Origin of the sequence: Micromonospora sp. C51, from assembly GCF_018070435.1 — a bacterium.
Taxonomy (GTDB): Bacteria; Actinomycetota; Actinomycetes; order Mycobacteriales; family Micromonosporaceae; genus Micromonospora; species Micromonospora sediminimaris.
In genome coordinates, this window is record NZ_JAGPXQ010000009.1 from 184,732 (window position 1) to 211,246 (window position 26,515).

The 26,515-nt window shown below is 71.1% G+C and carries 23 protein-coding genes; 16 read left to right on the forward strand and 7 right to left on the reverse strand.

What is annotated here, in order from left to right:
* Window positions 1-177: 177 nt before the first annotated feature.
* From KBX50_RS13455 to KBX50_RS13490, 8 genes are all read left to right on the forward strand, one after another.
* Window positions 178-1,992 carry a hypothetical protein gene (locus KBX50_RS13455; RefSeq protein WP_210937393.1) on the forward strand — a complete coding sequence of 605 codons (1,815 nt, stop codon included), beginning with the start codon at window positions 178-180 and terminating at the stop codon, window positions 1,990-1,992.
* Window positions 1,992-3,818, forward strand: coding sequence for a hypothetical protein (locus KBX50_RS13460; RefSeq protein WP_247673608.1), 1,827 nt, complete (start codon window positions 1,992-1,994; stop codon window positions 3,816-3,818). Before KBX50_RS13455 ends, KBX50_RS13460 begins: the two co-directional genes overlap by 1 nt.
* 44 nt (window positions 3,819-3,862) lie before the next feature.
* Window positions 3,863-4,528: a GntR family transcriptional regulator gene (locus KBX50_RS13465; protein ID WP_210937357.1), complete on the forward strand. Its 666-nt coding sequence runs from the start codon at window positions 3,863-3,865 to the stop codon at window positions 4,526-4,528.
* 74 nt (window positions 4,529-4,602) lie between these two features.
* Complete coding sequence (gene atzF, locus KBX50_RS13470) at window positions 4,603-6,408, forward strand: allophanate hydrolase (RefSeq protein ID WP_210937358.1); 1,806 nt, start codon at window positions 4,603-4,605, stop codon at window positions 6,406-6,408.
* A gap of 18 nt (window positions 6,409-6,426) precedes the next feature.
* Window positions 6,427-7,116, forward strand: a complete 690-nt coding sequence (locus KBX50_RS13475) for a cysteine hydrolase family protein (protein WP_210937359.1) — start codon at window positions 6,427-6,429, stop codon at window positions 7,114-7,116.
* An 8-nt stretch (window positions 7,117-7,124) separates the two neighbouring features.
* Window positions 7,125-7,817, forward strand: coding sequence for a cysteine hydrolase (locus tag KBX50_RS13480; RefSeq protein WP_210937360.1), 693 nt, complete (start codon window positions 7,125-7,127; stop codon window positions 7,815-7,817).
* Window positions 7,818-7,829: 12 nt separating this feature from the next.
* The gene (locus tag KBX50_RS13485) at window positions 7,830-9,503 is read left to right on the forward strand and encodes a regulator (protein WP_210937361.1); all 1,674 of its coding nucleotides are present in this window, start codon (window positions 7,830-7,832) and stop codon (window positions 9,501-9,503) included.
* Window positions 9,504-9,611: 108 nt separating this feature from the next.
* Complete coding sequence (locus tag KBX50_RS13490) at window positions 9,612-10,001, forward strand: AtzH-like domain-containing protein (RefSeq protein WP_210937362.1); 390 nt, start codon at window positions 9,612-9,614, stop codon at window positions 9,999-10,001.
* Window positions 10,002-10,008: 7 nt separating this feature from the next.
* Here KBX50_RS13490 and KBX50_RS13495 read toward each other — a convergent pair whose 3' ends face one another.
* Window positions 10,009-11,847, reverse strand: a complete 1,839-nt coding sequence (locus tag KBX50_RS13495; protein ID WP_374224622.1) for a hypothetical protein — start codon at window positions 11,845-11,847, stop codon at window positions 10,009-10,011.
* A 76-nt stretch (window positions 11,848-11,923) separates the two neighbouring features.
* On the opposite strand from KBX50_RS13495, the gene KBX50_RS13500 reads away from it, so the two are divergent.
* The 3 genes from KBX50_RS13500 (at window position 11,924) to KBX50_RS13510 (ending at window position 15,191) form a co-directional block, all read left to right on the forward strand.
* Window positions 11,924-13,222 carry a PQQ-binding-like beta-propeller repeat protein gene (locus KBX50_RS13500; RefSeq protein WP_210937364.1) on the forward strand — a complete coding sequence of 433 codons (1,299 nt, stop codon included), beginning with the start codon at window positions 11,924-11,926 and terminating at the stop codon, window positions 13,220-13,222.
* A gap of 113 nt (window positions 13,223-13,335) precedes the next feature.
* Entirely contained in the window at window positions 13,336-14,004 is a 669-nt protein-coding gene (locus KBX50_RS13505) for a response regulator transcription factor (RefSeq protein ID WP_210937365.1), read from the forward strand.
* On the forward strand, window positions 14,001-15,191 hold the full coding sequence (locus KBX50_RS13510; protein ID WP_307870946.1) for a HAMP domain-containing sensor histidine kinase: 1,191 nt from the start codon (window positions 14,001-14,003) through the stop codon (window positions 15,189-15,191). Before KBX50_RS13505 ends, KBX50_RS13510 begins: the two co-directional genes overlap by 4 nt.
* Window positions 15,192-15,201: 10 nt before the next feature.
* On the opposite strand, the gene KBX50_RS13515 is transcribed toward KBX50_RS13510, so the two are convergent.
* Window positions 15,202-15,738, reverse strand: a complete 537-nt coding sequence (locus tag KBX50_RS13515; protein ID WP_210937366.1) for a GNAT family N-acetyltransferase — start codon at window positions 15,736-15,738, stop codon at window positions 15,202-15,204.
* A 10-nt stretch (window positions 15,739-15,748) separates the two neighbouring features.
* Window positions 15,749-16,957: a helix-turn-helix transcriptional regulator gene (locus tag KBX50_RS13520; RefSeq protein ID WP_210937367.1), complete on the reverse strand. Its 1,209-nt coding sequence runs from the start codon at window positions 16,955-16,957 to the stop codon at window positions 15,749-15,751.
* 680 nt (window positions 16,958-17,637) lie between these two features.
* Here KBX50_RS13520 and KBX50_RS13525 point away from each other — a divergent pair.
* From KBX50_RS13525 to KBX50_RS13540, 4 genes are all read left to right on the forward strand, one after another.
* Window positions 17,638-17,958, forward strand: a complete 321-nt coding sequence (locus tag KBX50_RS13525; RefSeq protein WP_210937368.1) for a hypothetical protein — start codon at window positions 17,638-17,640, stop codon at window positions 17,956-17,958.
* Between the two features lie 95 nt (window positions 17,959-18,053).
* Window positions 18,054-18,644, forward strand: a complete 591-nt coding sequence (locus KBX50_RS13530; RefSeq protein WP_210937369.1) for a carboxymuconolactone decarboxylase family protein — start codon at window positions 18,054-18,056, stop codon at window positions 18,642-18,644.
* Entirely contained in the window at window positions 18,641-19,519 is an 879-nt protein-coding gene (locus KBX50_RS13535) for an RNA polymerase sigma-70 factor (protein ID WP_210937370.1), read from the forward strand. The genes KBX50_RS13530 and KBX50_RS13535 overlap by 4 nt, the downstream gene beginning before the upstream one ends.
* A gap of 451 nt (window positions 19,520-19,970) precedes the next feature.
* On the forward strand, window positions 19,971-20,384 hold the full coding sequence (locus tag KBX50_RS13540) for a VOC family protein (protein WP_210937371.1): 414 nt from the start codon (window positions 19,971-19,973) through the stop codon (window positions 20,382-20,384).
* Window positions 20,385-20,450: 66 nt separating this feature from the next.
* Here the strand turns inward: KBX50_RS13540 and KBX50_RS13545 are convergent, their stop codons facing one another.
* A complete protein-coding gene (locus KBX50_RS13545) occupies window positions 20,451-21,320 on the reverse strand; it encodes an aldo/keto reductase family oxidoreductase (protein WP_210937372.1) in 870 nt (289 codons plus the stop codon).
* 124 nt (window positions 21,321-21,444) lie between these two features.
* Here KBX50_RS13545 and KBX50_RS13550 point away from each other — a divergent pair, with 124 nt between their 5' ends.
* Window positions 21,445-21,882, forward strand: coding sequence for a helix-turn-helix domain-containing protein (locus tag KBX50_RS13550; RefSeq protein ID WP_210937373.1), 438 nt, complete (start codon window positions 21,445-21,447; stop codon window positions 21,880-21,882).
* A 35-nt stretch (window positions 21,883-21,917) separates the two neighbouring features.
* Here KBX50_RS13550 and KBX50_RS13555 read toward each other — a convergent pair whose 3' ends face one another.
* The 3 genes from KBX50_RS13555 to KBX50_RS13565 all read right to left on the reverse strand — a co-directional run bounded on the left by KBX50_RS13555 (window position 21,918) and on the right by KBX50_RS13565 (window position 26,260).
* Window positions 21,918-22,844 (reverse strand): hypothetical protein, encoded by a 927-nt coding sequence (locus tag KBX50_RS13555; protein ID WP_247673610.1) that lies wholly within the window; start codon window positions 22,842-22,844, stop codon window positions 21,918-21,920.
* Window positions 22,845-22,979: 135 nt separating this feature from the next.
* Complete coding sequence (locus KBX50_RS13560) at window positions 22,980-25,049, reverse strand: 3-hydroxyacyl-CoA dehydrogenase NAD-binding domain-containing protein (RefSeq protein WP_210937374.1); 2,070 nt, start codon at window positions 25,047-25,049, stop codon at window positions 22,980-22,982.
* The gene (locus KBX50_RS13565; protein ID WP_210937375.1) at window positions 25,046-26,260 is read right to left on the reverse strand and encodes an acetyl-CoA C-acyltransferase; all 1,215 of its coding nucleotides are present in this window, start codon (window positions 26,258-26,260) and stop codon (window positions 25,046-25,048) included. Before KBX50_RS13565 ends, KBX50_RS13560 begins: the two co-directional genes overlap by 4 nt.
* Between the last annotated feature and the right edge of the window lie 255 nt (window positions 26,261-26,515).

Below are 26,515 nucleotides of genomic sequence, written 5' to 3' on the forward strand. Positions count from 1 at the left end.
CACGACCGCACGCGGTCCGCGCCGGGGGCCACCACGTCCGCCGCCGAGCCGGCCGCGGCGGGGGCCGCAGCGATCGACGGGGCGGCGCCCGCGACCGAGGCCCCGGTCACCGAGGCACCCGCGAGCGAGGCCCCGGTCACCGAGGCCCCCGCGACCGGGAGCGGGACGGACCGGCAGTTGACGGAGACCGCACCGGCCGACGGTACGCGGGGCGCCGATGCCGCCGATGCCGCGCCGGAACGCCGACGCCGGTTCCGGTGGACGCCCCGGCGACGGGACCTCGCGGTCCTCGGCGGGTTCCTGCTGACCGCGCTCTGGGTGACCAGCCAGATCTGGATGGACCCGGCCGGTCGGGTGGCCTCGCTCTACAGCAGTGACCCGGCGCAGGTGCAGTTCTTCCTCGCCCACTCGGTGCGGGTGGTGCTGCACGGGGAGTTCCCCTTCTTCACCGAGCAGTTCAACTACCCCGACGGGGTCAACCTGATGGCCAACACGGCCATCCTCGCCCTGGGCATCCCGATGGTGCCGGTGACCCTGCTGTTCGGGCCGGCCGTGACGTTCGTGCTGCTGGTGACGCTCGGTCTCGCCGGGACCGCCTCGGCCTGGTATTTCGTGCTGTCCCGACACGTGGTGCGCAACCCGCTCGCCGCGGTGGTGGGCGGCTGGTTCTGTGGCTTCTCGCCGGCGATGTTGTCGCACGCCAGCTGGCACCCGAACATCATCAGCCAGTTCCTGCTGCCGTTCATCGTGTGGCGGGTCATGGTGATCACCCGATCGACCCGGCCGTACCGGGACGGCGCGCTGCTGGCCCTGCTGGTCACCGCGCAGGCGTTCATCAACGAGGAGATCCTGCTCTTCACCGCGATGGGTTGCGGGATCTTCCTGATCGCTGTGGTCGTCCAGCGGCCCGGGATCTGGTCGGCGGCCTGGCGGCCGTTGGTCAAGGCGCTGGCCACCTGCACGGTGATCGCCGGCTCGCTGTTGGCGTACCCGCTGTACATCCAGTTCGCCGGCCCGATGGCGTACCACGGGCTCAGCGACGCCGTCCGTGACTACGGCAACGACATCGCCGCGTACTTCGCCCCCGGTTCACCCACCATCGGTGGCAACCAGCGGGCGAATGTCAACCTCGCGCCGAACTACTCGGAGGAGAACGCCTTCTTCGGGTGGAGCCTGGCGCTGATCGCGGTCGGCATCGTGCTCTGGCTCCGGCGGGAGGTGCTGGTCCGGGCGCTCGCCGCGACCGCCGCCTTCTACACCATCCTCTCCCTCGGTGAGCGGATCAGCTGGTGGGACCGGGAACTGGTCGTCGGGCCGTGGAACTGGCTGGTCCGGCTGCCGCTGCTCGACGCGGTGGTGCCGACCCGGTTCGGCATGATTACCAGCGTGGTGGTGGCGATCCTGCTGGCGCTGGCCATCGAGCGGACCAGCACGCTGTCTCTGGACGGAAGGACCGTGCGTACGCTCACCGCCGCCGGTCTGGTGCTCGCGTTGCTGCCGATCACCCCCATGCCGTTGCCGATGACCTCCCGTCCGCCGGTGCCGGACTTCATCACCTCCGACCGGTGGCGCGCCTACGTCGGGCCGGAGCAGACCCTGGTGCCGATCCCGGTGCCGAGCATGGGGAACACCCACGGCATGCGCTGGGCCGCCGCCACCAACCTCGACTTCAAGATCCCCGGCGGCTACTTCCTCGCCCCGCGCAACGGCAACACCGGCGACCCGGGTCGCTTCGGTGGCCGGCCCAGCGGCATCGGAAAGCTGCTGGAGGAGGTCGCCACCACCGGCCGGACGCCGCAACTGGACGACCGCCAGCGGCGTCGGTCCCTGGACGAGTTGCGGTACTGGCGGGCGGCGATCCTCGTGCTGCCGGTCCGGCAGCCACACTCGGAGCCGCTGCGGCAGACCGTCGAGCAACTGGTCGGACCGGCCCGGCTCGAACTGGACGTCTGGGTGTGGGACGTACGGTCACTCACCGACCCCCGGGTCTGATGTCGCTCGGTACCGTCGAGCGGGACGTGCAGGCCCGCACCACCAGTCGCCGTTGGCGGCTCCGCCCGCGTACGCCCGGGCTGGCGGTGGTGGCGGGCTACCTGGCGCTGGCCACCTGGCTGACCAGCCGACAGTGGGGCCGGCCGGACCGGCTCTTCCATCAGGCCGGCGACCAGATCCTCTTCGAGTGGATGCTGGCCCACGCCGCCCGTGCGGTGGCTGGCCTGGACGATCCGCTGTGGAGCGACGCGCTGAACGCGCCCGGCGGGGTGAACCTGATGGCCAACACCTCGGTGCTCGGCCTGGGCGTTCCGTTGGCTCCGGTCACCCTGCTGTTCGGCTCGCAGGCGGCGTTCGCGGTGGCGGTGGTCGGGTGCCTGGCCGGTACGGCCACCGCCTGGTACGTGCTGCTGCGCCGCCGCCTGGTCGAGTCCCGGCTGGCCGCCGCGCTCGGCGGGCTGGTCTGCGGCTTCGCCCCCGGCATGGTCGCGCAGGCCGGATCACACCTGCACATGGCCGCCCAGTTCCTGGTGCCGGTGATCCTGGCACTGGTGTTCGCGCCCGACCCGGCCGACGCGACAGCGGCACCGGCGGGCACCGGGCCACGGGTGTGGCGGCCCGGTGTGCTGCTCGGTCTGGTCGTCACGTACCAGGCGTTCCTCGGCGAGGAAGTGCTGCTCCTGGTGGCGCTCGCCGCCGGTGTCCTGGTCATCGGGTACGCGCTGACCGACCGGGCCGCCGCACGCCGGCTCGCGCCGGTCACGGCCGGCCGGATCGCGGTCGGTGCGGTGGTCGCGGCCACCCTGCTCGCCTATCCGCTGTGGTTCCAGTTCTTCGGCCCCGGCCACTACCGGGGCATGCCGTTCCACGCGTACGGCTTCCAGCTGGACGCCGCCTCGTTCACCGCCACGGCCCGTCAGACCGTCCTCGGCGATCATCGTCTGCCCGCCCTGCTGGCCCCCAACGCGACCGAGGAGAACTCCTTCTTCGGGCCGGGTCTGCTGGTGCTGGCCCTGGTCGTGACGGTGTGGCTGTGGCGTCGACCGCTGGTCCGGGCCCTCGCCGCCTGCGGGGTGGTGTTCGCCCTGCTCTCCCTCGGCCCCCGGGTACGTCTCGACGGATCGTCGACGGAGCTGCCCGGCCCGTACCTGCTGATCGCCGAGCTGCCCCTGCTCGACCATGTGGTGCCGGCCCGGTTCGCGTTGGTCTGCGTGCCGGTGCTGGGCATCCTGCTGGCCCTCTCGGTGGACCGGGTGCAGCGGCAGCCGGCCACCGCTGACGCGGGACCGGACGCGGTGCCGATGCGGCTGCTCTGGGCCGGTGCGGTGGCCGCCGCGCTGCTGCCGTTGGCGCCGACCCCGATCCGCGCCGTGCCGAACTGGCCGGTCCCGGCGTTCGTGGCCGAGGGAACCTGGCGGGCCTACGTCCCGGCGGGGCGGACGGTGGTGCCGGTGCCGCCGGTGACCAACGCGGGTCAGAGCCCGGCGATGCTCTGGTCCGCCCGGACCGGGTTGGCCTTCACCGCCCCGGGCGGCTTCTTCATCGGTCCGCGTTCCCCCGACGATCCGGCGGCCCGCTGGGGTGCTCCGGACCGGCCCACCTCGCTGCTGTTGCGCCGGGTGGCCGACACCGGCGAGGTGCCGCCGATCAGCGAGACTGACCGCCAGCAGGCGGTGGCCGACCTGCGGCACTGGCGGGCGGCCGTGGTGGTGCAGGGTGGACTGCACCACGGCGACCCGGTGCGCCGGACGGTCGAGGCCCTGCTCGGTCCGGCCCGGGAGATCGGCGGGGCACTCGTCTGGGACGTTCGGCCGCTCGTGGATTGACGCGTCCGAAGGGGGCTCCGGCGGCAGGTGGCACACTCGTCGGGGTGAGTGACGTGGCCGCATCGCCGGCGGAGGGCGAGCTGGAGAGTGTCAGTCTGGTGGAGCTCGCCGTCTCCCGACTGACCCGGGAGATCCTCAGCGGCCGCAGTGATCCCGGTGAACGGTTGGTGGAGGAGCAACTGACCCGGCGGCTCGGAATCAGCCGGGCGCCGCTGCGTGAGGCGCTGCGGCTGCTGGCGCAGCGGGGGCTGGTCGAGCACGTCCCGCGCCGGGGAGTCCGGGTCGCCACCCTGTCGGATCGCGACGTGCGAGAGCTGTACGAACTGCGCGACGTGCTGGAACGATTCGCGGTCCGGTCGGCGATCCCGGTGCCTCGGGAGAGCGATCTGGCCGGGCTGCGGGCGGCGCTGGACCAGATGAGCGAGGCGACCCGGAACGGTGACCGGCTGGCGGTCGCCGAGTCGCACCGGGCGTTCCACGTCGCGCTGGTGGCGCTGGCCGGCAATCGGCAGCTCTCTGCGGTGTACGACTCCATCCTGGTGAAGTTGCAGCTCTACATGGCGATCAACCTGCGCCGCGAGGCGGAGGTGGCGCAGCCACAGGACGGCGTCCACCGGCACGAGCGGCTCTTCGAGGCGGTCGAGGCCGGTGACCCGGAGCTGGTGCTCGCCGTGCTGTCCGAGCACGGGGCACGGTCGTATCTCGGGTAGCTTCACCCGCGGCCGTCATGTCGTCGTTACGTACCGCGCGGTTCGCCGAAACACAACTGTCGACAATCGACTGTATGCCAGAGCGGATCGGATCGATCTCGGAGCTGCGGTCGGCGTACCGCCACGGCGACCTGACCCCCACCGACCTGGCGGAACGGGTCCTGGATGGGCTGTCCGGAGCGGACGGTGGGCCGGTCTGGATCAGCACCGTGCCGGCCCGGGTGCTCCTCGCCCGCGCCGGGCGGCTGACCGCCGCCGCCGACCCCGCGACCCTGCCGCTGTACGGGATTCCGTTCGCGGTCAAGGACAACATCGACGTCGCCGGCATGATCACCACGGCTGGCTGCCCCGACTTCGGGTACTCCGCCGGCGAGGACGCGCCCGTGGTGCGCCGGCTGCTCGACGCCGGTGCGCTGCTCGTCGGGAAGACCAACCTCGACCAGTTCGCCACCGGGCTGACCGGGGCGCGGTCCCCGTACGGCAGCTGCGAGAGCGTCTTCGGCGGTGGGCTGATCTCCGGCGGCTCCAGCTCCGGGTCGGCCGTCGCGGTCGCCGCCGGCCAGGTCAGCTTCGCCCTGGGTACGGACACCGCCGGCTCCGGCCGGGTGCCGGCGGCGCTGAACGGGATCGTCGGCCTCAAGCCCACCCGGGGCCTGCTCAGCACCGCCGGGGTGGTGCCGGCCTGCCGTTCGCTCGACTGCGTCTCGGTCTTCACCACCGACGTCGCGGACGCGGTGGACGTGCTGCACACCGCGCGCGGCGTCTCGGCGGCCGACCCGTGGGGGCGTCCGCTACCGGCGGAGCGGGTCATGGCCCGCATGCCGGGCACGCTACGCCTCGGCGTACCCCGCGCAGAAGACCTGGAGTTCTTCGGGGACGCGGGACAGGCGGTCCGGTTCGCTGCGGGCGTGCAGGCGCTGCGGGGTCTGGTGGGCCAGGTCGGGTCGGTGCCGTTGCAGAGCTTCTTCGAGGCGGGAGAGCTGCTCTACCAGGGACCGTGGGTGGCCGAACGGCTCGCCGGGCTGGACGGCTTCCTGCGGGAACATCCCGAGGCCGTTTTGGCGGTCACCCGCAGCGTGCTGGAGACCGGCCGGCGCTACGACGCGATCGACGTCTTCCGGGGCCAGCACCGGTTGCGCGAGTTGCGGACCCGGGTCGACCAGCTGTGGAACGAGGTCGACGTGCTGGTGGTGCCCACCGTGGGCACGACCTTCACGCTCGACGAGATCGCCGAGGACCCGATCGGCCGCAACACGATGCTCGGTCGCTACACCCAGTTCGCCAACCTGCTCGACCTGGCGGCGGTGACCGTGCCCAACGGGTTCACCGCAGCGGGCCGGCCAGCGAGCCTGACCCTGCTCGGCCCCGCGTTCAGCGACACCACCCTGGCCCAACTCGCCGCCGCCTTCACCGCCGCGTCCCGGCCCACCCCTGATGCCGCCGCCACCGCCTCGGTGACTGGGCCGGCGCAGGTGCTGATCGCCGTCGTCGGCCGGCACCTGGCCGGCGAGTCCCGCAACGCGGAGCTGACCGAGCGGGGCGCCACCCTCGCCGGTGCCGCGCGCACCGCGCCGCGCTACCGGCTCTACCGCCTGGAGACGGCCGACGCTGACGGGCTGCCGGGCCTGGTCCGGGTCGCCGACACCGACCCGGAGGGACACCCGATCGAGGTCGAGCTGTGGCGACTGCCGGTGGCCGCCGTCGGCGAACTGCTGGCCGGGGTGCCGGCTCCGCTGTCGCTGGGCTGGGTCCGGCTGCACGACGGGCGGGACGTGCTCGGCTTCCTCTGCGAGGCGTACGCCGTCGATGCGCGGGCCGAGGACATCAGCGCCGCGGGTGGGTGGCGGGCATACCGCCGGGCCGCAGCGCACCGGAGTTGACCAACGGAGGAGGAGAGGATGGGCAGGATCGGGCCGGTAACGGCGAACCCCTACCAGTGGCCGTACGACGGCACGGCCGACACCGCGCGTACCGCGCTGCTCTGCATCGACTGGCAGACCGACTTCTGCGGCCCGGGCGGCTACGTCGACGCGATGGGCTACGACATCGGACTCACCCGGGCCGGCCTGCCGGCCACCGCCCGGCTGCTGGACCACGCCCGGTCGCTCGGCATGCTTGTCGTGCACACCCGCGAGGGCCACGACCCCGACCTGTCCGACCTGCCGGCGAACAAGCGCTGGCGGTCCGCGCAGATCGGTGCCGAGATCGGCGCGGCGGGCCCGTGCGGGCGGATCCTGGTCAAGGGCGAACCCGGCTGGGAGATCGTGCCCGAGGTCGCCCCGGCACCCGGCGAGGTGATCGTCGACAAACCCGGCAAGGGTGCCTTCTACGCCACCAATCTCGACCTGGTGCTGCGTACCCGGGGCATCACCCACCTGATCCTCACCGGCATCACCACCGACGTCTGCGTGCACACCACTATGCGCGAGGCGAACGACCGGGGCTACGAGTGCCTGATCCTCGCCGACTGCACCGGGGCCACCGACAAGGACAACCACGACGCCGCGCTGCACATGGTGACCATGCAGGGCGGCGTGTTCGGCTGCGTCGCCACCTCCGACGCCGTCATCGCCGCCACGACCAGGTGAGGTGAGCCATGGTGACAGTTGCCGCAGCGCGGCCCTCCCCGTACACCTTCGACCCTGCGACCACCGCGCTGCTCGTCATCGACATGCAGCGCGACTTCCTGGAGCCCGGCGGATTCGGTGAGAGCCTGGGCAACGACGTCGGCCAGTTGCGGCGGACCATCGCACCCCTGACGGCGCTGCTGGCCGGTGCCCGCGCCGCCGGACTGACAGTCGTGCACACCCGGGAGGGGCACCTGCCCGATCTCTCCGACTGCCCACCGGCCAAGCTCAACCGGGGCCTGCCGAGCAAACGCATCGGCGACCCCGGCCCCAAGGGCCGGATCCTCGTCCGGGGCGAGTACGGCCACGACATCGTCGACGAGTTGACGCCGTTGCCCGGCGAACCGATCGTCGACAAGCCGGGCAAGGGCGCCTTCCACGCCACCGACCTGGACGCCCTGCTCGCCGCGCGGCACGTGCAGAGTCTGCTGGTCACCGGGGTCACCACCGAGGTGTGCGTGCACACCACGGTCCGGGAGGCCAACGACCGTGGGTACGAGTGCCTCGTGCTCGCCGACTGCGTCGGGTCCTACTTCCCCGAGTTCCACCGGGTGGGGCTCGACATGATCGCCGCCCAGGGCGGCATCTTCGGGTGGGTCGCCGACTCGACGGACGTGCTCGCCGTGTTGCCCACCACCCCCGTGTTGCAATCCTCCTCCTGACCGGGAGCAGCCATGGTCCCCACCAGACCCTCCGTCGTGTCGCTGCCGTACTGGGTGCGCGGCGACACCAACGCGTTCTTCGGTTTCGGCGTCAACGTCCTGGTCAACGTGCTCACTCTGACCGGGCTCTGCCTCTTCGTGGTGAACCTGCCCGAGCGGGAGGTGTTCGGCACGATCCTGCCGGCCCTCGGTATCGCCCTGGTCGCGGGGAACATCTACTACACGCACCTGGCCCGACGGCTGGCCCGCCGGGAGAACCGCTCCGACGTGACAGCCCTGCCGTACGGGCCGAGCGTGCCGCACATGTTCATCGTCATCTTCGTCATCATGCTGCCCATCTACCTCAGCACCGGCGACGCGCTACGCGCCTGGGAGGCGGGGCTGGCCTGGGCCTTCATCATCGGTGTGATCGTGCTGATCGGCGCGTTCGTCGGCCCGTACATCCGCCGCTACACGCCGCGCGCGGCGCTGCTCGGCACGCTCGCCGGCATCTCCATCACCTTCATCTCGATGAACCCGGCCGGCCAGATGTGGCGGCTGGCCTGGATCGCGCTGCCGGTGCTGGCGCTGCTGTTGATCGGCCTGCTGACCGACGTGAAGCTGCCGTTCAACTTCCCGATCGGGCTGGCCGCGCTGCTGCTCGGTACGGCGATCGGCTGGATCGGCGGGGCGATGTCGGTACCTGACGTCACCGCCGCGGCGCGGGACATCGCGTTCGCCTTCCCCACCTTCCAGCTCGACCTGCTGCTGCGCGGGCTCTCCGACATGGCGCCGCTGCTGGCGACCGCGATCCCGCTGGGCGTCTACAACTTCACCGAGGCGATGACAAACGTGGAGAGCGCGGCCACCGCCGGGGACAACTACAACCTGCGCAGTGTGCTGCTCGCCGACGGAGCCGGCGCGGTCATCGGCTCCGCCCTCGGTTCGCCGTTCCCACCGGCGGTCTACGTCGGCCACCCGGGTTGGAAGGCCGCCGGTGGGCGTACCGGCTACTCGATGGCGACCGGGATCGTCATCGCGCTGCTCTGCTTCCTCGGGATGTTCTCCCTGCTCGGCGCGATCTTCCCGACCGCGGCGATCGTGCCGATCCTGCTCTACATCGGGCTGCTGATCGGCGCCCAGGCGTTCCAGGCGACGCCCCGGGCGCACGCCGCGGCGGTGGTGGCGGCCCTGATCCCCAACATCGCGGCGTGGGCGACCGGGCAGATGAACAACGCCCTGGCGGCGGCCGGCACCACCGCCGCCGAGGTGGGCGACGAGGCGCTGGCCGGCGCCGGAGTGGTCTACGACGGTCTGCGCATCCTCGGCGAGGGGGCGATCCTCGCCGGTCTGGTGCTCGGCGCGATCGTCGCCTTCATCATCGACAAACGCTTCGTCCAGGCGGCCATCTTCGCCGCCTCGGGCGCGGTGCTCGCCTTCATCGGCCTGATCCACGGCGAGGAGGTCCAGTGGAACGCCAACGGGCAGGTGGCGCTCGGCTACCTCTTCGTGGCGGTGATCTGCGCGATCTTCGCGCTCGGCAAGTACCCGCCCCGGGTGCCCGAGCCGGAGGAGGCCGAGCTGGACCGCCTGCACGGTGGGGACACTCCGGCACCCCCGACTCCCGCCCTCACCGGCCCGACGGATCCGGTGGCGGCCGGAGAGCCGGCCGGCGATGAGAAGCGCGAACCGGCGGTGAACAGCTGAGCTCCGGCCGGGCGGCGGTGCGGCCCGCACCAGCCCGCCGCCGCCCGGCCGGGTGCGCCCACCCGCCGTGCCACCCGCCGTGCCGCCCGCCCAGAAAGGACTCACCGCATGGAGATCGACCGGACGGACGTGGTCGCCGAGGTGACGGCGGCCTTCGTCGGCTACGAGCAGGCGCTGGTGGCCGGCGACGTCGACCGGATCTGCGGATACTTCTGGGACGCCGAGGCCACCGTGCGCTTCGGCCTCGCCGACCACCAGTACGGGCTCGACCAGCAGCGCAAGTGGCGGGCGGCGCAACCACCGCTGCCGCCGGGCCGCCGGCTCGTCGACACGCTGGTCACCGCCTTCGGCCCGGACCTCGCGGTCGTCACGACCCGGTTCGGGTACGGCGACACCGCCACCACCGGTCGGCAGACCCAGACCTGGGTACGCCTACCGGAGGGCTGGCGCATCGTCACCGCCCACGTCTCCGAGCCGCTGCCTCCCGACGTCGGATGACGGTACGTCACACCCGGTCGCGTACGTCCCAGAGCCAGACGTCGTCGACGCGCTGTGGATCCCCGAGCAGCGCGGTCAACAGCTCCCGTAGCACCGGCTCGCGGGGATGCGCGCCCAGCACCACCACCGACGCGCGCCAGAAGCGCAGGTCCTCCACCGCCTGCCGGCGGTTCTCGTCACTGATCTCGGGCAGCTCACCGGCGTCCATGGTCTGGTAGATGAGGGTGCTGGTGGGCCGGTTCGGGGCGCCGAAGACGCCCTCGCCGTCCTCGTTCGGGCCGATGAAGTAGCCGGCCGGGATCGGGAACTCGTGCCCGGTCAGCGCGCTCCAGCGCAGCGTGGACAGGCCGTGCACGTTGCTGGGGATGGGCACCGGCACCAGCGTGCGGCCGTCCGGCACGTACGGTCGCCAGGCGCCCGAGGTGATGAAGGTCGGCGGCGGATCGACCGGCTCGGCCGGAAGCGGACGGGGCAGCAGCGGCAGCAGGGCGAGGGTGATCGCGGCGTATCCGACGACGTGCTGCCAGCGCAGTCGCCGCCGGTCGGTGGCCTCCGGGGCGCGGGGCGCCGGCACCGGCGGTCGGTGGCTGCCGGCCACCGCATCCCAGGCCAGTGCCAGCAGTACGCCGAGCGCGGCGGTGGTCACCAGGGTCAGCCGGGTCGGCATCATCATCTCGACAAGCGGCAGATCCTCCGGAATGTACGACCACGGGCCGGCGATGCCGGTCAGTTCGCCGTTGAAGCGGATCTCCGGGCCGAGCGCGGCGACCGAGAAGACCACCACCAGTACGGCCAGGATCCGGGCCACAAGTGAGCGGCGGACCAGCAGGGCCAGGGCCACCACCGACAGCAGCACCAGCGGCCAGCCGAACCAGGTGTTCTGTTCGGTCATGCCGATGGTCGCCTCCACCGCCTCGTCACCGGCGACGGTGTCGCGGGGGAAGGTGACGAAGGCGACGATGTCCTCGCCCCAGCTGTGGAACACCCCGCCCTGAAGCCCCCGGTAGGACTGTGGGCCGTTGAACTGGAACCAGATCGGGTAGGCCGTCAGCAACAGCGCCACCGCACCGCCGAGGCCCAGCCCGGCCGCGAAGGTGCCCGCCCGCGCCCACGCCACCCGGGGACGCATCGCCGTGTACGCGACCACGACGACCAGGCAGGCCAGCGCCGTGAGCAGCAGCATCTCCTCGTTGATGAAGATCTGGTACGCCACCAGCAGCCCCAGGACCAGAGCGTTGCGCCGCCAGCGGCCCGGCTCGACCAGCCGGAACACCCGCACCACGATCAGCGGCAGCAGGAAGTTGGAGACGAAGTTGGGCTGACCGTTGGCGTGGTGCACGATGCCGGGCGCGAAGCCGAGGAACGCGCCGCCGACGAAGGCCGCCGCGCGGGAGCGCACCAGATGCCGCGACAGCATCCAGTACGAGGTGCCCGCCGTGGCGGCCAACGCCCCGCCCAGGTAGAGCGCGTACACCACCTGGGGGCCGAGCAGCATGGTCAGCGGCGCCAGCGGCAGGGTCACCCCGAGCAGCGAGGTGTTGGCCATCATGTTCACCCCGTCCGGCGCGTTCTGCCGGGCGGTGAAGAGCGGGTTCTCCAGGTGCTGCACCGAGTACGCGCCGTGCGCGAAAAGCCACTCGAACCAACTGTGGTCGGTGGGCAGGTGGGAGGAGACCCGGTTGTTCACGTCGGCCCAGTAGTTCAGGCAGACGACGACGCCGAGCAGCACGTAGGCTCCGATGGCCAGCGCGTCGGCGCGGGTCGGCCGCCGCCGGGGACGTGTTGTCGTTGATCTCGTCTCGACGGTCTCGGAGACGGGTTTCAGCGAGGAATTCACCACCGGCACAGCCACGACGGGCCATCGTACAGGCGGAACCCCGCCCGCCCGCCGCGCGTAGGGTGTGTGTCAGGGGAGGGCAAGCGTGACGTTGATCGACCTCGGTGAGCTGACCGAGCTGACCGATCCGCCGCCGGCACAGCGCCGCCGTCCCGGGCCGGGTGGCCGCCGGGTAGCGGTCGTGGTGGTGGCACTGATCGCGCTGCTGACCTTGGCGGGCGGCGCACCGCCGGCCGGGCGGATCCACGCGATCGTTCCCGCCGCCCTGGGCAGCGACCTGTTCATCGCAGCCGATCAGGTCTTCACGGTCTCCCCGATGCCCGGGGTCACCGACGGTAGCCAGGAGCTGCTCGCCTATCCACGGCCCGACCGTCCCACCGTCGCACCGCAGCGGTTGACGCCGTTGTGGCGGGTACCCGTGCCGTCGGGCAACCGGGTCTACCGGGTGCAGCCGGTCGCTGACGCCGGGCTTCTGGTCGCCATGGCTCGGCAGGACACCGCCACCAGCGAGACCGTGCGACTCGACGCGCGCACCGGCGAGGAGCGCTGGCGGGTGCCCGGCATCGCGGTTCTCGACATGCCCGGCCGGGTGCTGCTGCGTACCTTCAGCGACAGCGAGCCGAACGTGCTACGGGTGATCGAGCTGGCCGACGCCCGCGAGCTGTGGTCCATGTCGTTGTCGGCGGCCAGCGTCGATCACTGGCAGCGGGAAGACGGAACGCTCGACAGCATCGTGGTCGCGACGGTCGACGGCGAGGTCCAGGTGATCGACCCGATGACCGGGACGGTGCGGCACCGCCTTCCCCCGCCCGCCGACCAGTCGAGCAGTTACCAGCAGGCGTGGGTGACCGGCGATCTGGTGACGGTGGTCCGCAATTCCCGCACCGTCACCGCGCTCGACGTCGATGATCTGGCCGAGCGCTGGCAGGTGACCGTGCCGACGGCGACCTACGTCACCGGCTGCGGGCCACTGCTCTGCGCCGGGCTGGCCGGCGGCGGGCTGCAGGTCCTCGACCCGGCCAGCGGGGCGGTGCGCTGGAGCAGCGAGGAGATTCTCGACATCGTGCTGGTGGGTGACGGCAACGTCCTCGCGGTGGCCCGGAACACCAACGAGATCGTCACGCTCGCCCTGAGCACCGGTGCGACGGTGACCGAGCACGGGTCGTGGAACATGGTTGCCCGCTACGAGTACGCCCCGCAGGTGCTCATGGTGCGTGCGGTGGCCGAGGTGGGGCTGGTGCTGGCCCGGCTCGATCCCACGGGGGCGCCGGCCCGCCGGCTCGATGTGCTGCCGGGCGCCGGCGGTGACTGCCAGAGCCGGTACGACCTCGTCGGCTGCCGTCTGTTCGACGGTGGCTACGGCATCTGGCAACTGCCCGACTGACTCCGCACGGCCGGCTCGGCTCCTTCCCGGCCGGTCAGGCCGACACCCGTCACGGGTGGCTTGGCTGGCGGCGTTACGTTGTCGATGGTCGGTGGGCGGACAAAGGGGCGGGCATGCGGGTACTGGTGGTCGAGGACGAGCGCAACCTCGCCGACGCGATCGCGCGGGGGCTGCGCAAACGGGGCATGGCGGTGGACGTCGCGTACGACGGCGACAGCGGCCATGAGATGGCTTTCGTGACCCGGTACGACGTGGTGGTGCTCGACCGTGACCTGCCCGGCCGGCACGGCGACCAGATCTGCGCGGAGTTGGCCGCGTCCGGCGAACTGACCCGGGTGCTGATGTTGACCGCCAGCGGCACGGTCGCCGACCGGGTCGAGGGGTTGCAACTCGGTGCCGACGACTACCTGCCGAAGCCGTTCGCCTTCGACGAACTGGTCGCCCGGGTGCAGGCGCTGGGCCGACGGGCGACCCCGGCGGCCCCGCCGGTGCTGGAAATGGCCGACCTGGTGGTCGACCCGGCCCGCCGTACCGCCACCCGGGGCGGGGTGCCGGTGGAGCTGACCAACAAGGAATTCGGCGTCCTCTGCGAGCTGCTCAAGGCCCAGGGTGCGGTGGTCTCCAGCGAGGAACTGCTGGAACGCGTCTGGGACGCCAACACCGACCCCTTCACCACAATCGTCCGGGTCACTGTGATGACGCTGCGTCGCAAGCTTGGTGATCCACCGTTGATCGAGACCGTGGTCGGGGCCGGCTACCGGACGGCCGAGGTGGTGCAGTGACGGGCACCGCGGGCCGCCGGCTGCCCGCCCTGCGGCGGCCCGCCCTGCGGCTACGTCCCACGCTGCGGCTGCGGCTGACCCTGCTCAACGGCGTGTTACTGGTCGGTGCCGGCGCGATCCTGGTGCTGCTGGCCTGGCTGCTGGTGCAGGACGCGTTGCGCCCCACCGACGAACTGCTGCCCGGCACCACAGTGGTGCTCGCTGACGGGAGCACGCTGGAGGCCGCCGCATGGCAACAGCGGCTCGTCGACGCGGCCTCCGGGGAACTGCTGGCCAAGGGGCTGGCCGCGCTGTTGGCGATCGGCGTGGTCGGCGTGGTCGGGGCGTACGCGGTCGCCGGGCGTGCGCTACGCCCCCTGCACCAGGTCACCGCGACCGCGCGCCGGCTCGGCGAGACCACGCTGGACCAGCGGATCGGCTACTCCGGGGCGAACGACGAGGTGGCCGAGCTGGCCGACACGTTCGACGCCATGCTGGACCGGATCGCCGCCGCCTTCGAGGCGCAGAAGCGGTTCGTGGCCAACGCCTCGCACGAACTGCGTACGCCGTTGGCGGTGATGCGTACCGAGATCGACGTGACGCTCAGCGACGACGAGGCGGACACCGGCGAGTACCGCCGGATGGCGACCGTGGTACGCGACGCCTCCGAACGTGCCAACGGGCTGGTCGACGCGCTGCTGGTGCTGGCCCGGAGCGAGGCGCAGACCGGCCAGCGGCTCGGCCGGCGCAGCGAGTTCGACCTGGCCGCCGGCACCGTCAACGCGCTCTCCGCCGTACGCCGGGAAGTGGAGCGGATCAAGCTGGCGGTCCAGACGTCGCTGGAGCCGGCGCCGGTGGTGGGTGACCCCGGGCTGCTGGACCGGCTGGCCGGCAACCTCATCGAGAACGCGGTCCGCTACAACCACCTGCATGGCCGGCTCTGGGTGCGCACCGGCTCGGACGGTCAGCGATCCTGGCTGGTGGTCGGCAACACCGGCTTCGAGGTCGACCCGGCCGACGTGCCGGGGCTGTTCGAGCCCTTCCGGCGGGGCGGCCGGGAGCGGACCGGGGCGCGCGGCTCGGGCCTCGGCCTGTCCATCGTGCGCGCGGTCTGCGACGCGCACTGCGGCACGGTGACCGCCGTCGCGCAGCCCGGCGGCGGCCTGGAGGTGACCGTCAGCCTGCCGGCTGCGGAAACCGCCCGCTGACCCGTCGCCGTCAGCCGTCGATGCCGTCGGCGGGCAGCCGCAGCACCAACACGTCCATCGGCGTACCCCACGGCAACATCGACCTCGCGACCTGCACCCACCCGGCCCGCTCGTACATGCCTCGGGCAGCCGACTCCGGGTTGGCCGCCAGGGTCGCGACTGGCTCCGGCCGCCCGTCGAGCAGACGTCGCATCAGCTCGGCACCGACGCCCCGGCGGCGGCACCGTGGATCGACGATCCATTCCATGACCGCGAGCTTGTCGGCGGCGTGGATGTCGGGGGGCGGATTCCGGTCGGCGTTACGCCACCACACCCCGGCCGGCATCGTCCATCCGTACGCCGCCCCGATCAACGCATCATCCTGGTGGGCGGTGTGCAGGGTGAAGCCCGCCCGCTCGGCCTGCTCGGGCAGACCGTCGCGGAAACCGGCCACCTCGTCCGGCCCCTCTTCGTAGGGTGGCTCGGCGTACACCAGCCCGTACAGGTCAGCCAGGACGTCCACCAGGGCAGGGGTGAGGCTGGTGTGGCGAACGTAGGCGATGGCCATGGCCGGCAGCCTATGCGCCGACGCGGGCGGTCAACTCCCCGTACGCGGACCGCCGCCGCTCACCTGCCGGAACGGCGTCCGCCACCTGCCTGGCCACGGTCAGCAGCAGTTCGTTGCGGTGCTCGGCCGGCAAACCATCGAGCAGGTCGGCGGCCAACCGCAGCCCGTCGGGGATGTCACCGTCCCTAACCAAGCATGCGGCCTTGTGCAGTTGCACCTGGGCGCGGAGTCGCGCCTGCGACTGCGGATACAACGCGAGTGCCCGGGTTTGTGCTCGCTCCGCCTCCACGACGCGACCGGCGTGCGTGTACACCCACGAGGCCGTGTGATGCAGCCTGTGCTCAGGCCATCCCCAAAGTGATCCAACATCGTTGATCACCGAAGTGGGTAGCTGTTCCGCGAGGCGCGACAGTTGCTCGACGGTGGCTATCGCCTCCGCATGCCGTCCAGCCAGCGACAGGGCCTGCGCCCGTCCGGCCAGCAGACCGCATGTCGCCGCCGATGCCCGTCGAGGTAGCAGCGGCATCGCTCGGTCCGACAGTTCCACCACCTTGTCGGGATCACGGCCGTCATAGCAGCCGTTCACCACATCCCACGCCCACCCTGCGACAACAGAGTCCGGATCAGCGGACTCCTCGGCGAGTCTGCGCGATGACCGCCACCACCTGCTGGCCGCCCAACCCTGCCCCGAGGCGACCATCTCGAACGCGACGACCAGCGATAACTTCGACGCGGCCCGCAGCAGCCCTGCCCGCTCGGGCCCATTGGTCACCGCGAGCTGATGTTGTAGAACGGTCAGGTCGGCGGTGAGCTGGCGTTCCAGCAGGTCGGCGGGGAGCCGGTAGTAGTCGTAGCCGTAGCCAGCGACGATCTGGTCCCATTCGTCGGTGTGCCCTGCGACGGTGGTGAAACCGTGGCGGAGGGCTTCCAAATTGACCATCGGGGCGACAGCCGGCGCGGCGGCCAAGGCACCCATTGCGAGGAACCTGCGCCGGTGCATGTCGGCCTCGCCTACCTGCTGCTGCCAGAGCTGTACGAGTGCGCCGCCCAGACCGAGCGCGTCGTCGCACGCCTGCGCCAGCTTCCGGGACGGGTTTCGGGCACCCCGCTCCACCTGGGACAGATACGAGTAGTCGATATGGGTTGCCGCTCCCAGCCCGCGCAACGACAAGCCAGCCGCCATCCGGTGCCGTTTCAGGGTCGCCCCGAAATCCTCCATCGGCACCTCCACCGCGTTGGCTGTGCTGTGGGCCCACTGCTCACACCTTTCCGCACACGCAGGGTAGTCGGCAACCTACGTTCAGGTCCGCGCCGATTGGCCGGAAGCCGAAGGGGATGAACGCGCTACTTGTCGCTGACGTCGTGGTCGAGGCGGGTAGCTGCGGAGTCCTCAGGGCTGCGGTGACCAGCCAGCCGTACCTGGCATCCCCCGTCTGGGACGGTGCCGCCTGGTCACCGCAGCCTCCCGACGACAGAGAGGTGCGGCGTGCCGGCAGACCTTGACGTGCCACCCGGCCAGGTGCTGCTCCTGCTGGCTGGCGAGTGGTAGCCGGAGCCCGGCAGGCCGGCTGGCCTCGACATCCTCGTGTCGGTCGTCGCGGTGAGCCGGCAGGTTGCCGGCGGGCTGGTCCTGACGCACGCGCACGCCTGCGACCACCGGAATCCCGACTGCGGTCGCCATCACTGCTGGGAGGCGTACGTCCTCGTGGCGGCCATCAGGTCGTGCCTGGCCGGCGCACGATGACCAGCGGCGAACCTGGCGACCGGCGGCGGTTGGCGGACGCGTCGCATCCGGACCGACACCGCCCTGGTCGCCCTTCCTGGGACTGTGCGGGGTGCGGCGACGCGTGGCCCTGCGGCACGGTACGCGGCCATCTGCTGTGCGCGTACGGCCCGGGCGTGTCCGGTCTGTCCCTGACGATGGCCGCCCACTTCTACGACGCCATCGCCGACCTGCCCGACATGTCGCCACAGGAACTGCACCTGCGCATCGTCGGCTGGGTGCGCCGTGCGCAGCCCATCGCGGAGGTACGGTGCATGGGATGCGTGCCGACGATCCTGCCCGGCATCGAACACGACTGCGGCGGATTGAAGATCCCCACCGACGAGGTGCGCTTCCGGTGTGTCTGCCCGGAGCCCGAATGTCTGCGTAGGCAGGGACGCAGTCCGTCCGGCGGGCCGGCGGCAACGCCCAGACCGCTACGAAGCCGGCGACGGTGACGTGACTCACCGATGTCACATCCGTGGCCCGGCTGGTGTCTTCATGGCATGGCGGTCCACCAACCGTCGGACCGGCTACCGACGCAGGAGGAGACATGGAGTCCTCGACCCGCATTCCCCCGGCCGAGATCAGCGGCGTCAAGGGAGCGTTGATCAAGCGAATGATCGAGAAGAAGCTGGGCAAGGTGCCGACGGCGGTGGGCGTCTACTGGCACAACCCCAAGGTGCTGTTCGCCAGCTTCGGCCTCGGCGGCAAGCTGCAGAAGTGGAACGCCTGCGACGAGGGCTTGAAGTCGTTCGCCCACATGGCGGTCGCGTCGCTGGTCGGCTGCACGTGGTGCCTGGACTTCAACTACTTCGAGGCCCGCAACAAGGGGCTCGACGTGGAGAAAGCACGCGAAATCCCGCGGTGGCGGGAGGCGGACGTCTTCACTCGGCTGGAGCGGGACGTCCTGGAGTACGCCGAGGCGATGAGCCAGACGCCACCGACAGTGACCGACGAGCTGGTGCACCGGCTGCACGCCGAGCTGGGAGCTGCCGCGGTGGTCGAGCTCACCTCGGTGATCGCATTCGCGAACATGACCACGCGGGGCAACGTGGCGCTCGGTATCGAGTCCGACGGCTTCGCTGCCACGTGCGGCTTGAAGCCGCTGGCCGAGCGACCGGGAGTAGCGTCCGCGTCATGAACGAAGACCCCTTCGTCGCTCACCGCAGCCTGCTGTTCACTGTCGCCTACGAGATGCTCGGCTCGGTCTCCGACGCCGAGGACGTGGTGCAGGAGACCTGGCTGCGGTGGGCAGCCTTGGTCGACGCCGAGCGCGGCCAGGTGCGGGAGCCTCGGGCGTACCTCGTCCGGATCGTGACCCGGCTCTGCCTCAACCGGATGCGCACGCTCGCCCGGCAGCGCGAGGATTACGTTGGCGAGTGGCTGCCCGAGCCCGTGCTGACCAGCCCGGACGTCGCCGAGGACATCGAGCTTGCGGAGAGCGTCTCGATCGCCATGCTTGCGATACTGGAGACGCTGCTACCGACGGAGCGGGCGGTCTTCGTGCTCCGCGAAGTCTTCGACGTGCCGTACGACGAAATCGCCGAGGCGCTGGACAAGTCGTCGGCGGCGGTGCGCCAGATCGCGACGCGGGCTCGCAAGCACGTGGCGGCGCGTAGGCCCCGGATGTCGGTGAGCCGCACCGAGCAGGAGCAGGTGGTCGAGCGGTTCCTCGCCGCCCTGACCACCGGCGATGTGCCCGGGCTGCTCAAGGTTCTGGCTCCCGACGTGCTCGTCGTGGGCGACGGGGGCGGCCTGGCCCCGACGATCCCGAAGCCGGTCCGCGGGGCCGCGAAGCTCGCCCCGGTGATGGCCCGCTTCGCCGAGGTCGCGCACGACGCCAGGGCTTTCGTCGTCGACCTCAACGGCGGCATCGCGGCGCGCATCGACCCCGGCGGCGAAAACGACACGGCTGTGTCGTTCGTCATCGAAGACGGCCGAATCACCCGGATCTACGCGATCCGCAACCCGCACAAGCTCGAACGGCTGGGCGAGGTAGCCGAGCTTCGACGGTGAGTCGAGGCTCGCCCACGCGCTCGCGGCCGGGTCGGCGATCACCAGCCTGCGGCCGTGAGCGCCACATGATTGCCGACCTGGCCGGCGGTCAGGTGGTAGGCGCCATGTGCCCGGCTGCATCAGCTGTGTACGGGGTTGCGCGGCAGGTGTGGCGGTGCGAAGATCGCCAGGTCAGCCCGACCAAGGAGGGGGGTGCGTCGATGTTCACGATGATGCTGTCCGCGCCCCGCTCTGCCGGCTGATCGCTCATCCTCGCGGGGCACCTGTAGCGGGATCGCTGTCCCGTAACTCAGCGGACCAGTCACGCCAGTTCTGACTGCCCCGACGTCCGTGCCCGTAAGTCCGCCTCCGATCCGCCACGCCGGGTAGCGCCTCTCGCAGGCTCGGCGATTCGGCGGCCGGAAGCCGACAGCGCCGCGGCGTCGATGGCGAACACCACGAGGGACGACACATGAGCGCACGGATCCACAACATCGGAATCGACTGTCACGACACGTACGCCCTGGCCGGTTTCTGGGCCCAGGTCTTCGAGTGCCCCCGCCAGCCGGACGACTTCCCGGGTGACCCGGAAGCCATGCTGCTGCCGCCGGGTGGTCCGGAGGTGCTGTTCCTGGCGGTACCCGAGGGCAAGACGGTGAAGAACCGGCTGCACCTCGATCTGGAACCCACCGACCGGACCCGGGACGAGGAGGTCGAGCGGCTGCTCGGGATCGGAGCCCGGCACATCGCCGACCACATCGGGCCGAACGGGGCCGGTTGGGTGGTGCTCGCCGATCCGGAGGGCAACGAGTTCTGCGTACTGCGCAGCGCCGCCGAGAAGGCGGCGGCCCGGCAGGCGGCGGAGGGAACTGTGACGGACGCCTGAGCGGAGCGAGGCCGTGACATCGGAGCGGCGGGGTGCCGCCGCTCCGATGTCGGTCCTGCCTGCCGATCAGCGGCCGATGCCGTCCAACGCGGCGATGTCCTCGGCGGACAGCGAGAGCCCCGCCCCGACGACGTTCTCGCGCAGGTGCGCCACCTTCGAGGTGCCGGGAATCAGCAGGATGTTCGGTGAGCGCTGCAACAGCCAGGCGAGGGCGACGGACATCTGTGTCGAGCCCAACCGGGCGGCGACGGCCGAGAGTGCCTCGGACTGCACCGGCGAGAAACCGCCGAGCGGGAAGAACGGCACGTAGGCGATACCGTCGGCGGCGAGCTGTTCGACGAGGTCGTCGTCGTGGCGGTGGGCGAGGTTGTAAAGATTCTGCACGCACACCACCGGGGCGACCGCCCGCGCCTCGGCGACCTGCTCGGCGGTGACGTTGCTGACGCCGAGGTGACGGATCAGGCCCTCCTGCTGAAGCGCGGCGAGGGTCTCGAACGCCTCGATGATCGAGCCGGGCTGGGGGCCTTCGGCGTCACCCATCCGCATGTTGACCAGATCGAGGGTGTCGACCCCGAGGGTGCGCAGGTTCTCGTGGACCTGCCTGCGCAGATCCTCGGGTCGGCGGGCCGTCGGCCAGCCGCCCCGTGCGTCGCGGTTCGCCCCCACCTTGGTGGCGATGAGCAGCGACTCGGGATAGGGGTGCAGTGCTTCGCGGATCAGCTCGTTGGTGACGTGCGGCCCGTAGGCGTCGCTCGTGTCGATGTGGCTGATTCCCCGGTCGACGGCTTCGCGCAGCACGGCCAGGGCGCCGTCGCGGTCGGCGGGTGGCCCCATCACCCAGGGGCCGGCGAGTTGCATGGCACCGTACCCGAAACGGGTGACTGCCCGATCGCCAAGTGTCCAGGTGCCGCCGGGAAGGGAAGTGCGGGTGCTCATCGTGTCGCTTCCTCGCTGGAGAGACGGTGGCATGTCTTGCTTGCCTGCATCATTCTTGGAGCCACTTCCCATCGGGAAGTAGGCACTTCAAAGTGCGTAACGCCTCAGCAGCGAGAGGACAGCAATGACCACGATGAGGGCAGCTCAGCGGCAGGCGCAGGCCAAAGCGGACTACAACGCGTTCCTCGCAGCCTGCCCCAGCCGCCAGCTGCTCGACCGGATCTCGGACAAGTGGGTCGTGCTGATCCTGTGCGCGTTGGGCGGTGACTCCTCCCCGCAACCCGACGGGTCGGCCGCGCCGAGAGCGATGCGTTACTCCGAGCTCGCCCGCCTGCTGGCCGGGGTCAGTCAGAAGATGCTCACCCAGACCCTGCGTTCACTGGAGCGTGACGGCCTGCTCACCCGTACCGTGACGCCGACCGTCCCGGTCACCGTCACCTACGAGCTGACCGACCTCGGTCTCTCGCTCCACCGCACGACACGGGAGATCAGGTACTGGGCTCAGGCCCACATGGGCGAGGTTCTCGCCCACCGCGACGACCACGACGCAGCCACCTCATGACGCGCTCGTGGCCGCCGCCCTGTTTCCGGCCGTGATCAATCGCGTTGCTGGATCTGACCGCGGATGGTCACGAACTCGGCCTGGGCGTCGGCGCGGGACGAGAAGAACAGCACGATCAAACCGACGCTGCCCCGGTCGGCCCAGGCGCAGACGCCGAGCGGCACACCCTCCGTCTGGCCGTCGCCGCAACTGGCTTCCCCACCGAGCGGACCCGCGTCGATCGAGGTCATGTTGCGGAGCGCGATGCCGGCGGTCAGGCTCTGGACAGCCGCGTCGAGCTCCTGCTTCGGGTCGGACATCAGACCGGACGCACCCGCGATCATGACGAGGTTCTCGCCGGTCGGGCTGCCGTAGAACGCGGCCACCGCACTTGTCTCATTGCTCACCGTGGCCCGGATCTCGCTCAGCATCTCGTCGGCTGCCTGCTGCAACTCCGGTTCGGTGAGTTTGGGACGGCCGGCCAGGGTGGCCGGGGCGACCATCCGGGTCCGGGTGGCGTCCACGGCCTCGCTGACGTCGTCCTTGACCGCGAACCAGATGGCAGTGCCGCCACCGCCGCAGAGCACCAGCAGGACCGCGAGAACGATCAGCACGATCATCCAGACCCGGAACTTCTTCTTCGGCGTGCCGGCCGGCCCGGGGCCGGGGAAGCCAGGACCGGGAAATCCCTGACCGGCCTGCCCCGAGCCGGCAAGCGCAGGACCGGGAAGCCCCGGACCGGTGGGGTGCGGCTGGCCGGGTGGTGGGTAGGCGCCGGGCGGCGGGTAGGTACCGGGTACCGGTTGGCCGGGTTGCTGCGGCGGCACCGGCTGGGCGCCGGCCGATGGGTACGACGCCTGGCCCGGCTGGGGGTACGCACCCGGGACCGGGTTCGGGTACGTGCCTGGGGGTGGGTATGTGCCAGGGGGTGGGTACGGACCGGCGGCCGACGGGTTCTGGTGCTCGTCCGAGGGGTGGGACATGCGGTCAGCTCCTGGGTTCGGGTGGATCGGTCATCGTAGCCAGGTGGTTCATCCGCACCCGCAGCACCACGAGAAAGCGATTCGCGGTGGCCACCTCGTCGGGTGACCACCGCGATCGGTGTCGCTCGTCTCCGCTCAGCCGGCCAGGCTGGCCGCGCCGCGCGGCAGGAACCGCTTACCGGTGACCCGCTCGCTGGTGCCGGTGCGGTCCAGGTACGGCGTGACGCCGCCCAGGTGGAACGGCCAACCGGCACCGAGGATCATGCACAGGTCGATGTCCTGCGCCTCGGCGACGACGCCCTCGTCCAACATCAGCCGGATCTCCTGCGCCATCGCGTCCAGCGCGTTCTGGCGTACCTGCTCCTCGGTGAGTGGCTGGTCGCCGACCACCAGCAGCTTCGCCACCTCGGTGTTGATCTCGTCGTCGACGACGATCGGCTGGCCGGAGTCGGCGATCCGCTTGAGATTCTCACTCACCCCGAACCGGTCCGGGAAGGCCGCGTGCAGGGTGCCGCCCACGTGGTACGCGACGGCCGGCCCGACCAGTTGGAGCAGCGCGAGCGGACGCATCGGCAGACCCAGCGGGTCCAGCGCCCGGTTCGCCACCTCCAGCGGCGTGCCAGCGTCGACGGCGGCGAACACGGTGCCCAGGAAACGGGTGAGCAGCCGGTTCACCACGAACGCCGGGGCGTCCTTCACCAGCACACTCGACTTCTTGAGCTGCTTGCCGACCGCGAACGCGGTGGCCAGCGTGGCGTCGTCGGTCCGCTCGCCCCGGACGATCTCCAGCAACGGCAGCACCGCGACCGGGTTGAAGAAGTGGAAGCCGACCACCCGCTCCGGGTGCTCCAGCTCCGCCGCCATCTCGGTGATCGACAACGACGAGGTGTTGGTGGCGAGCACCGCCTCCGGCTTGACGATCTTCTCCAGCTCGGCCCAGACCTGCTTCTTGACGTTCAGGTCCTCGAAGACCGCCTCGATGACGAAGTCGGCGTCGGCGAAGACGGACTTGTCGACCGAGCCGGACACCAGGCCGTACAGCTTCGCGGCCGTGCCCTTGTCCATCCGGCCCTTGCTGACCGCCTTCTCGATCTGGGTGTGCACATAGCCCACACCCTTGTCGACCCGGGCCTGGTCCAGGTCGGTCAGGACGACCGGCACCTGGAGGCGGCGGGCGAACAGCAGCGCCAGCTGGCTGGCCATCAGGCCGGCGCCGACGATGCCGACCTTGGTCACCGGCCGGGCGAGGCCCTTGTCCGGCGCGCCGGCCGGCCGCTTGGCCCGCCGCTGCACCAGGTCGAAGGCGTACAGGCCGCTGCGCAGTTCCTCGGAGAAGACCAGGTCGGCCAGGGCCTCGTCCTCCGCGGCGGTGCCGGCGGCGAAGTCGGCGTCCTTCGCCGTCTCCAGCAGGTCGAGCGCCTTGTACGCGGCCGGGACCGCGCCGTGCAGACGCTGGTCCAGCGTCTGCCGGGCGAAGTACAGCACGCCGGCCCACATGTCCTTGTCGACGTCGGGCCGGGTCACGGTGACCTCGCCCCGGACGACCCCCGCGGCCCACTCCAGGGACCGCTCCAGGAAGTCGGCCGGCTCCAGCAGCACGTCCGCGATGCCCAGCTCGGCAGCCTGCTTCGGCTTGAGCATCTTGTTCTGCATGAGCGGATTCTGGATGATCACCTGGGTGGCGGCGGGGATGCCGATCAGGTTCGGCAGCAGTTGGGTGCCGCCCCAGCCCGGGATCAGGCCGAGCGAGACCTCCGGCAGCGCCAGGGCCGTCGCGCCGCCGGACAGGGTCCGGTAGTGGCAGTGCAGGGCCAGCTCCAGGCCGCCGCCCATCGCCGCGCCGTTGACGAAGGCGAAGGTCGGTACGGAGCTGTCCTTGAGTCGGGCGAAGACCCGGTGACCCAGCCGGCCGATCTCCAGCGCCTGCTCGCGGTCCGCGAGCTGCGGCAGGCCGGTGATGTCCGCGCCGACGCAGAAGATGTACGGCTTTCCGGTGACCGCGATGAACGCCGGGTCGGCCGCCAGCGCGGCGCTGATCGCCTCGTCCAAGCTGGTCAGACCGCCGGGGCCGAAGGTGTTCGGCTTGGTGTGGTCGAATCCGTTGTCGAGGGTGATCAGGGCGGCCGGTCGGTCCAGCCCCGGCACGTTCACCTGCCGCAGCAGGGCCTTGGTGACCACCTCGTTCGGTGCGGCGAGCGTGCTCACTTGTCTCCACCCTCCGTCTGCGCGGACCCGGTCCAGTGCGGGTTCTCCCAGATGACCGTGCCGCCCATGCCGATGCCGATGCACATGGCGGTGATGCCGTAGCGGACCTCCGGGTGCTCGGCGAACTGCCGGGCCAACTGGGTCATCAGCCGTACGCCGGAGGACGCCAGCGGGTGACCGATGGCGATCGCGCCGCCCCACGGGTTGACCCGCGGGTCGTCGTCGGCGATGCCGAAGTGGTCGAGGAAGGCCAGCACCTGCACGGCGAACGCCTCGTTCAACTCGAACAGGCCGATGTCGTCGATGGTCAGGCCGGCGATGCGCAGCGCCTTCTCGGTCGACGGGATCGGGCCGACACCCATCACCTCCGGCTCGACGCCGACGAAGCCGTACGACACCAGCCGCATCGCGACCGGCAGGCCCAACTCGCGGGCGGTGGCCTCGTCGGCGAGCAGGCTGGCGGTGGCACCGTCGTTGAGGCCGGCCGCGTTGCCCGCGGTGACCTTGCCGTGCGGACGGAACGGGGTCTTGAGGGTGGCGAGTTTCTCCATCGAGGTGTCCCGGGGAGCCTCGTCCACAGTGGCCAGGCCCCAGCCGTTCTCCCCGTCGCGGATCGCCACCGGCACCAGGTCGTCCTGGAGCTTGCCGTTGGCGTACGCCTTCGCGGTCTTCTGCTGGGAGGCGAGGGCGAACGCGTCGGTGCGCTGCTTGGTGATGTGCGGAACCCGGTCGTGCAGGTTCTCCGCGGTGGCGCCCATCACCAGCGCGGACGGGTCGACCAGCTTCTCGGCGATGATGCGCGGGTTCGGGTCGACGCCCTCGCCCATCGGGTGGCGGCCCATGTGCTCGACGCCACCGGCGATCGCGATGTCGTAGGCGCCCATGGCGATGCCGCCGGCGACGGTGGTCACGGCGGTCATCGCCCCGGCACACATCCGGTCGATGGCGAAACCCGGGACGGTCTTGGGCAGCCCCGCCAGCAGCGCGGCGGTGCGACCGATGGTCAGTCCCTGGTCGCCGATCTGGGTGGTGGCGGCGATCGCGACTTCCTCGACCCGCTCCGGCGGCAGTTGGGGGTTACGGCGCAGCAGTTCGCGGATGCAGCGGATCACCAGGTCGTCGGCGCGGGTGTTGGCGTACATGCCACCCGCCTTGCCGAAGGGGGTGCGGACGCCGTCGACGAAGACGACATCCCGGACTTCACGGGGCACGATGAGCCTCCTATTCGACCACGATCCGGTCGTCCGCGCCGTAACCGACGTGACGGACCGGACGAAGGTCGCCAGCACTGGCGTTTCCCCGATGCTACTCGCCAGTAATAACCCCCGCGCCACCTCCCCCTGTAACCCACCCCACACCACACCCCGCTCCGTGCCCGCTCCCGCGCCCCCTGCGGTGATCAAGAAGTTTGCGTCAACCCGCCGGCGTGTCGCCGACCCACACTTCTTGATCACCGGGGCGGGGGC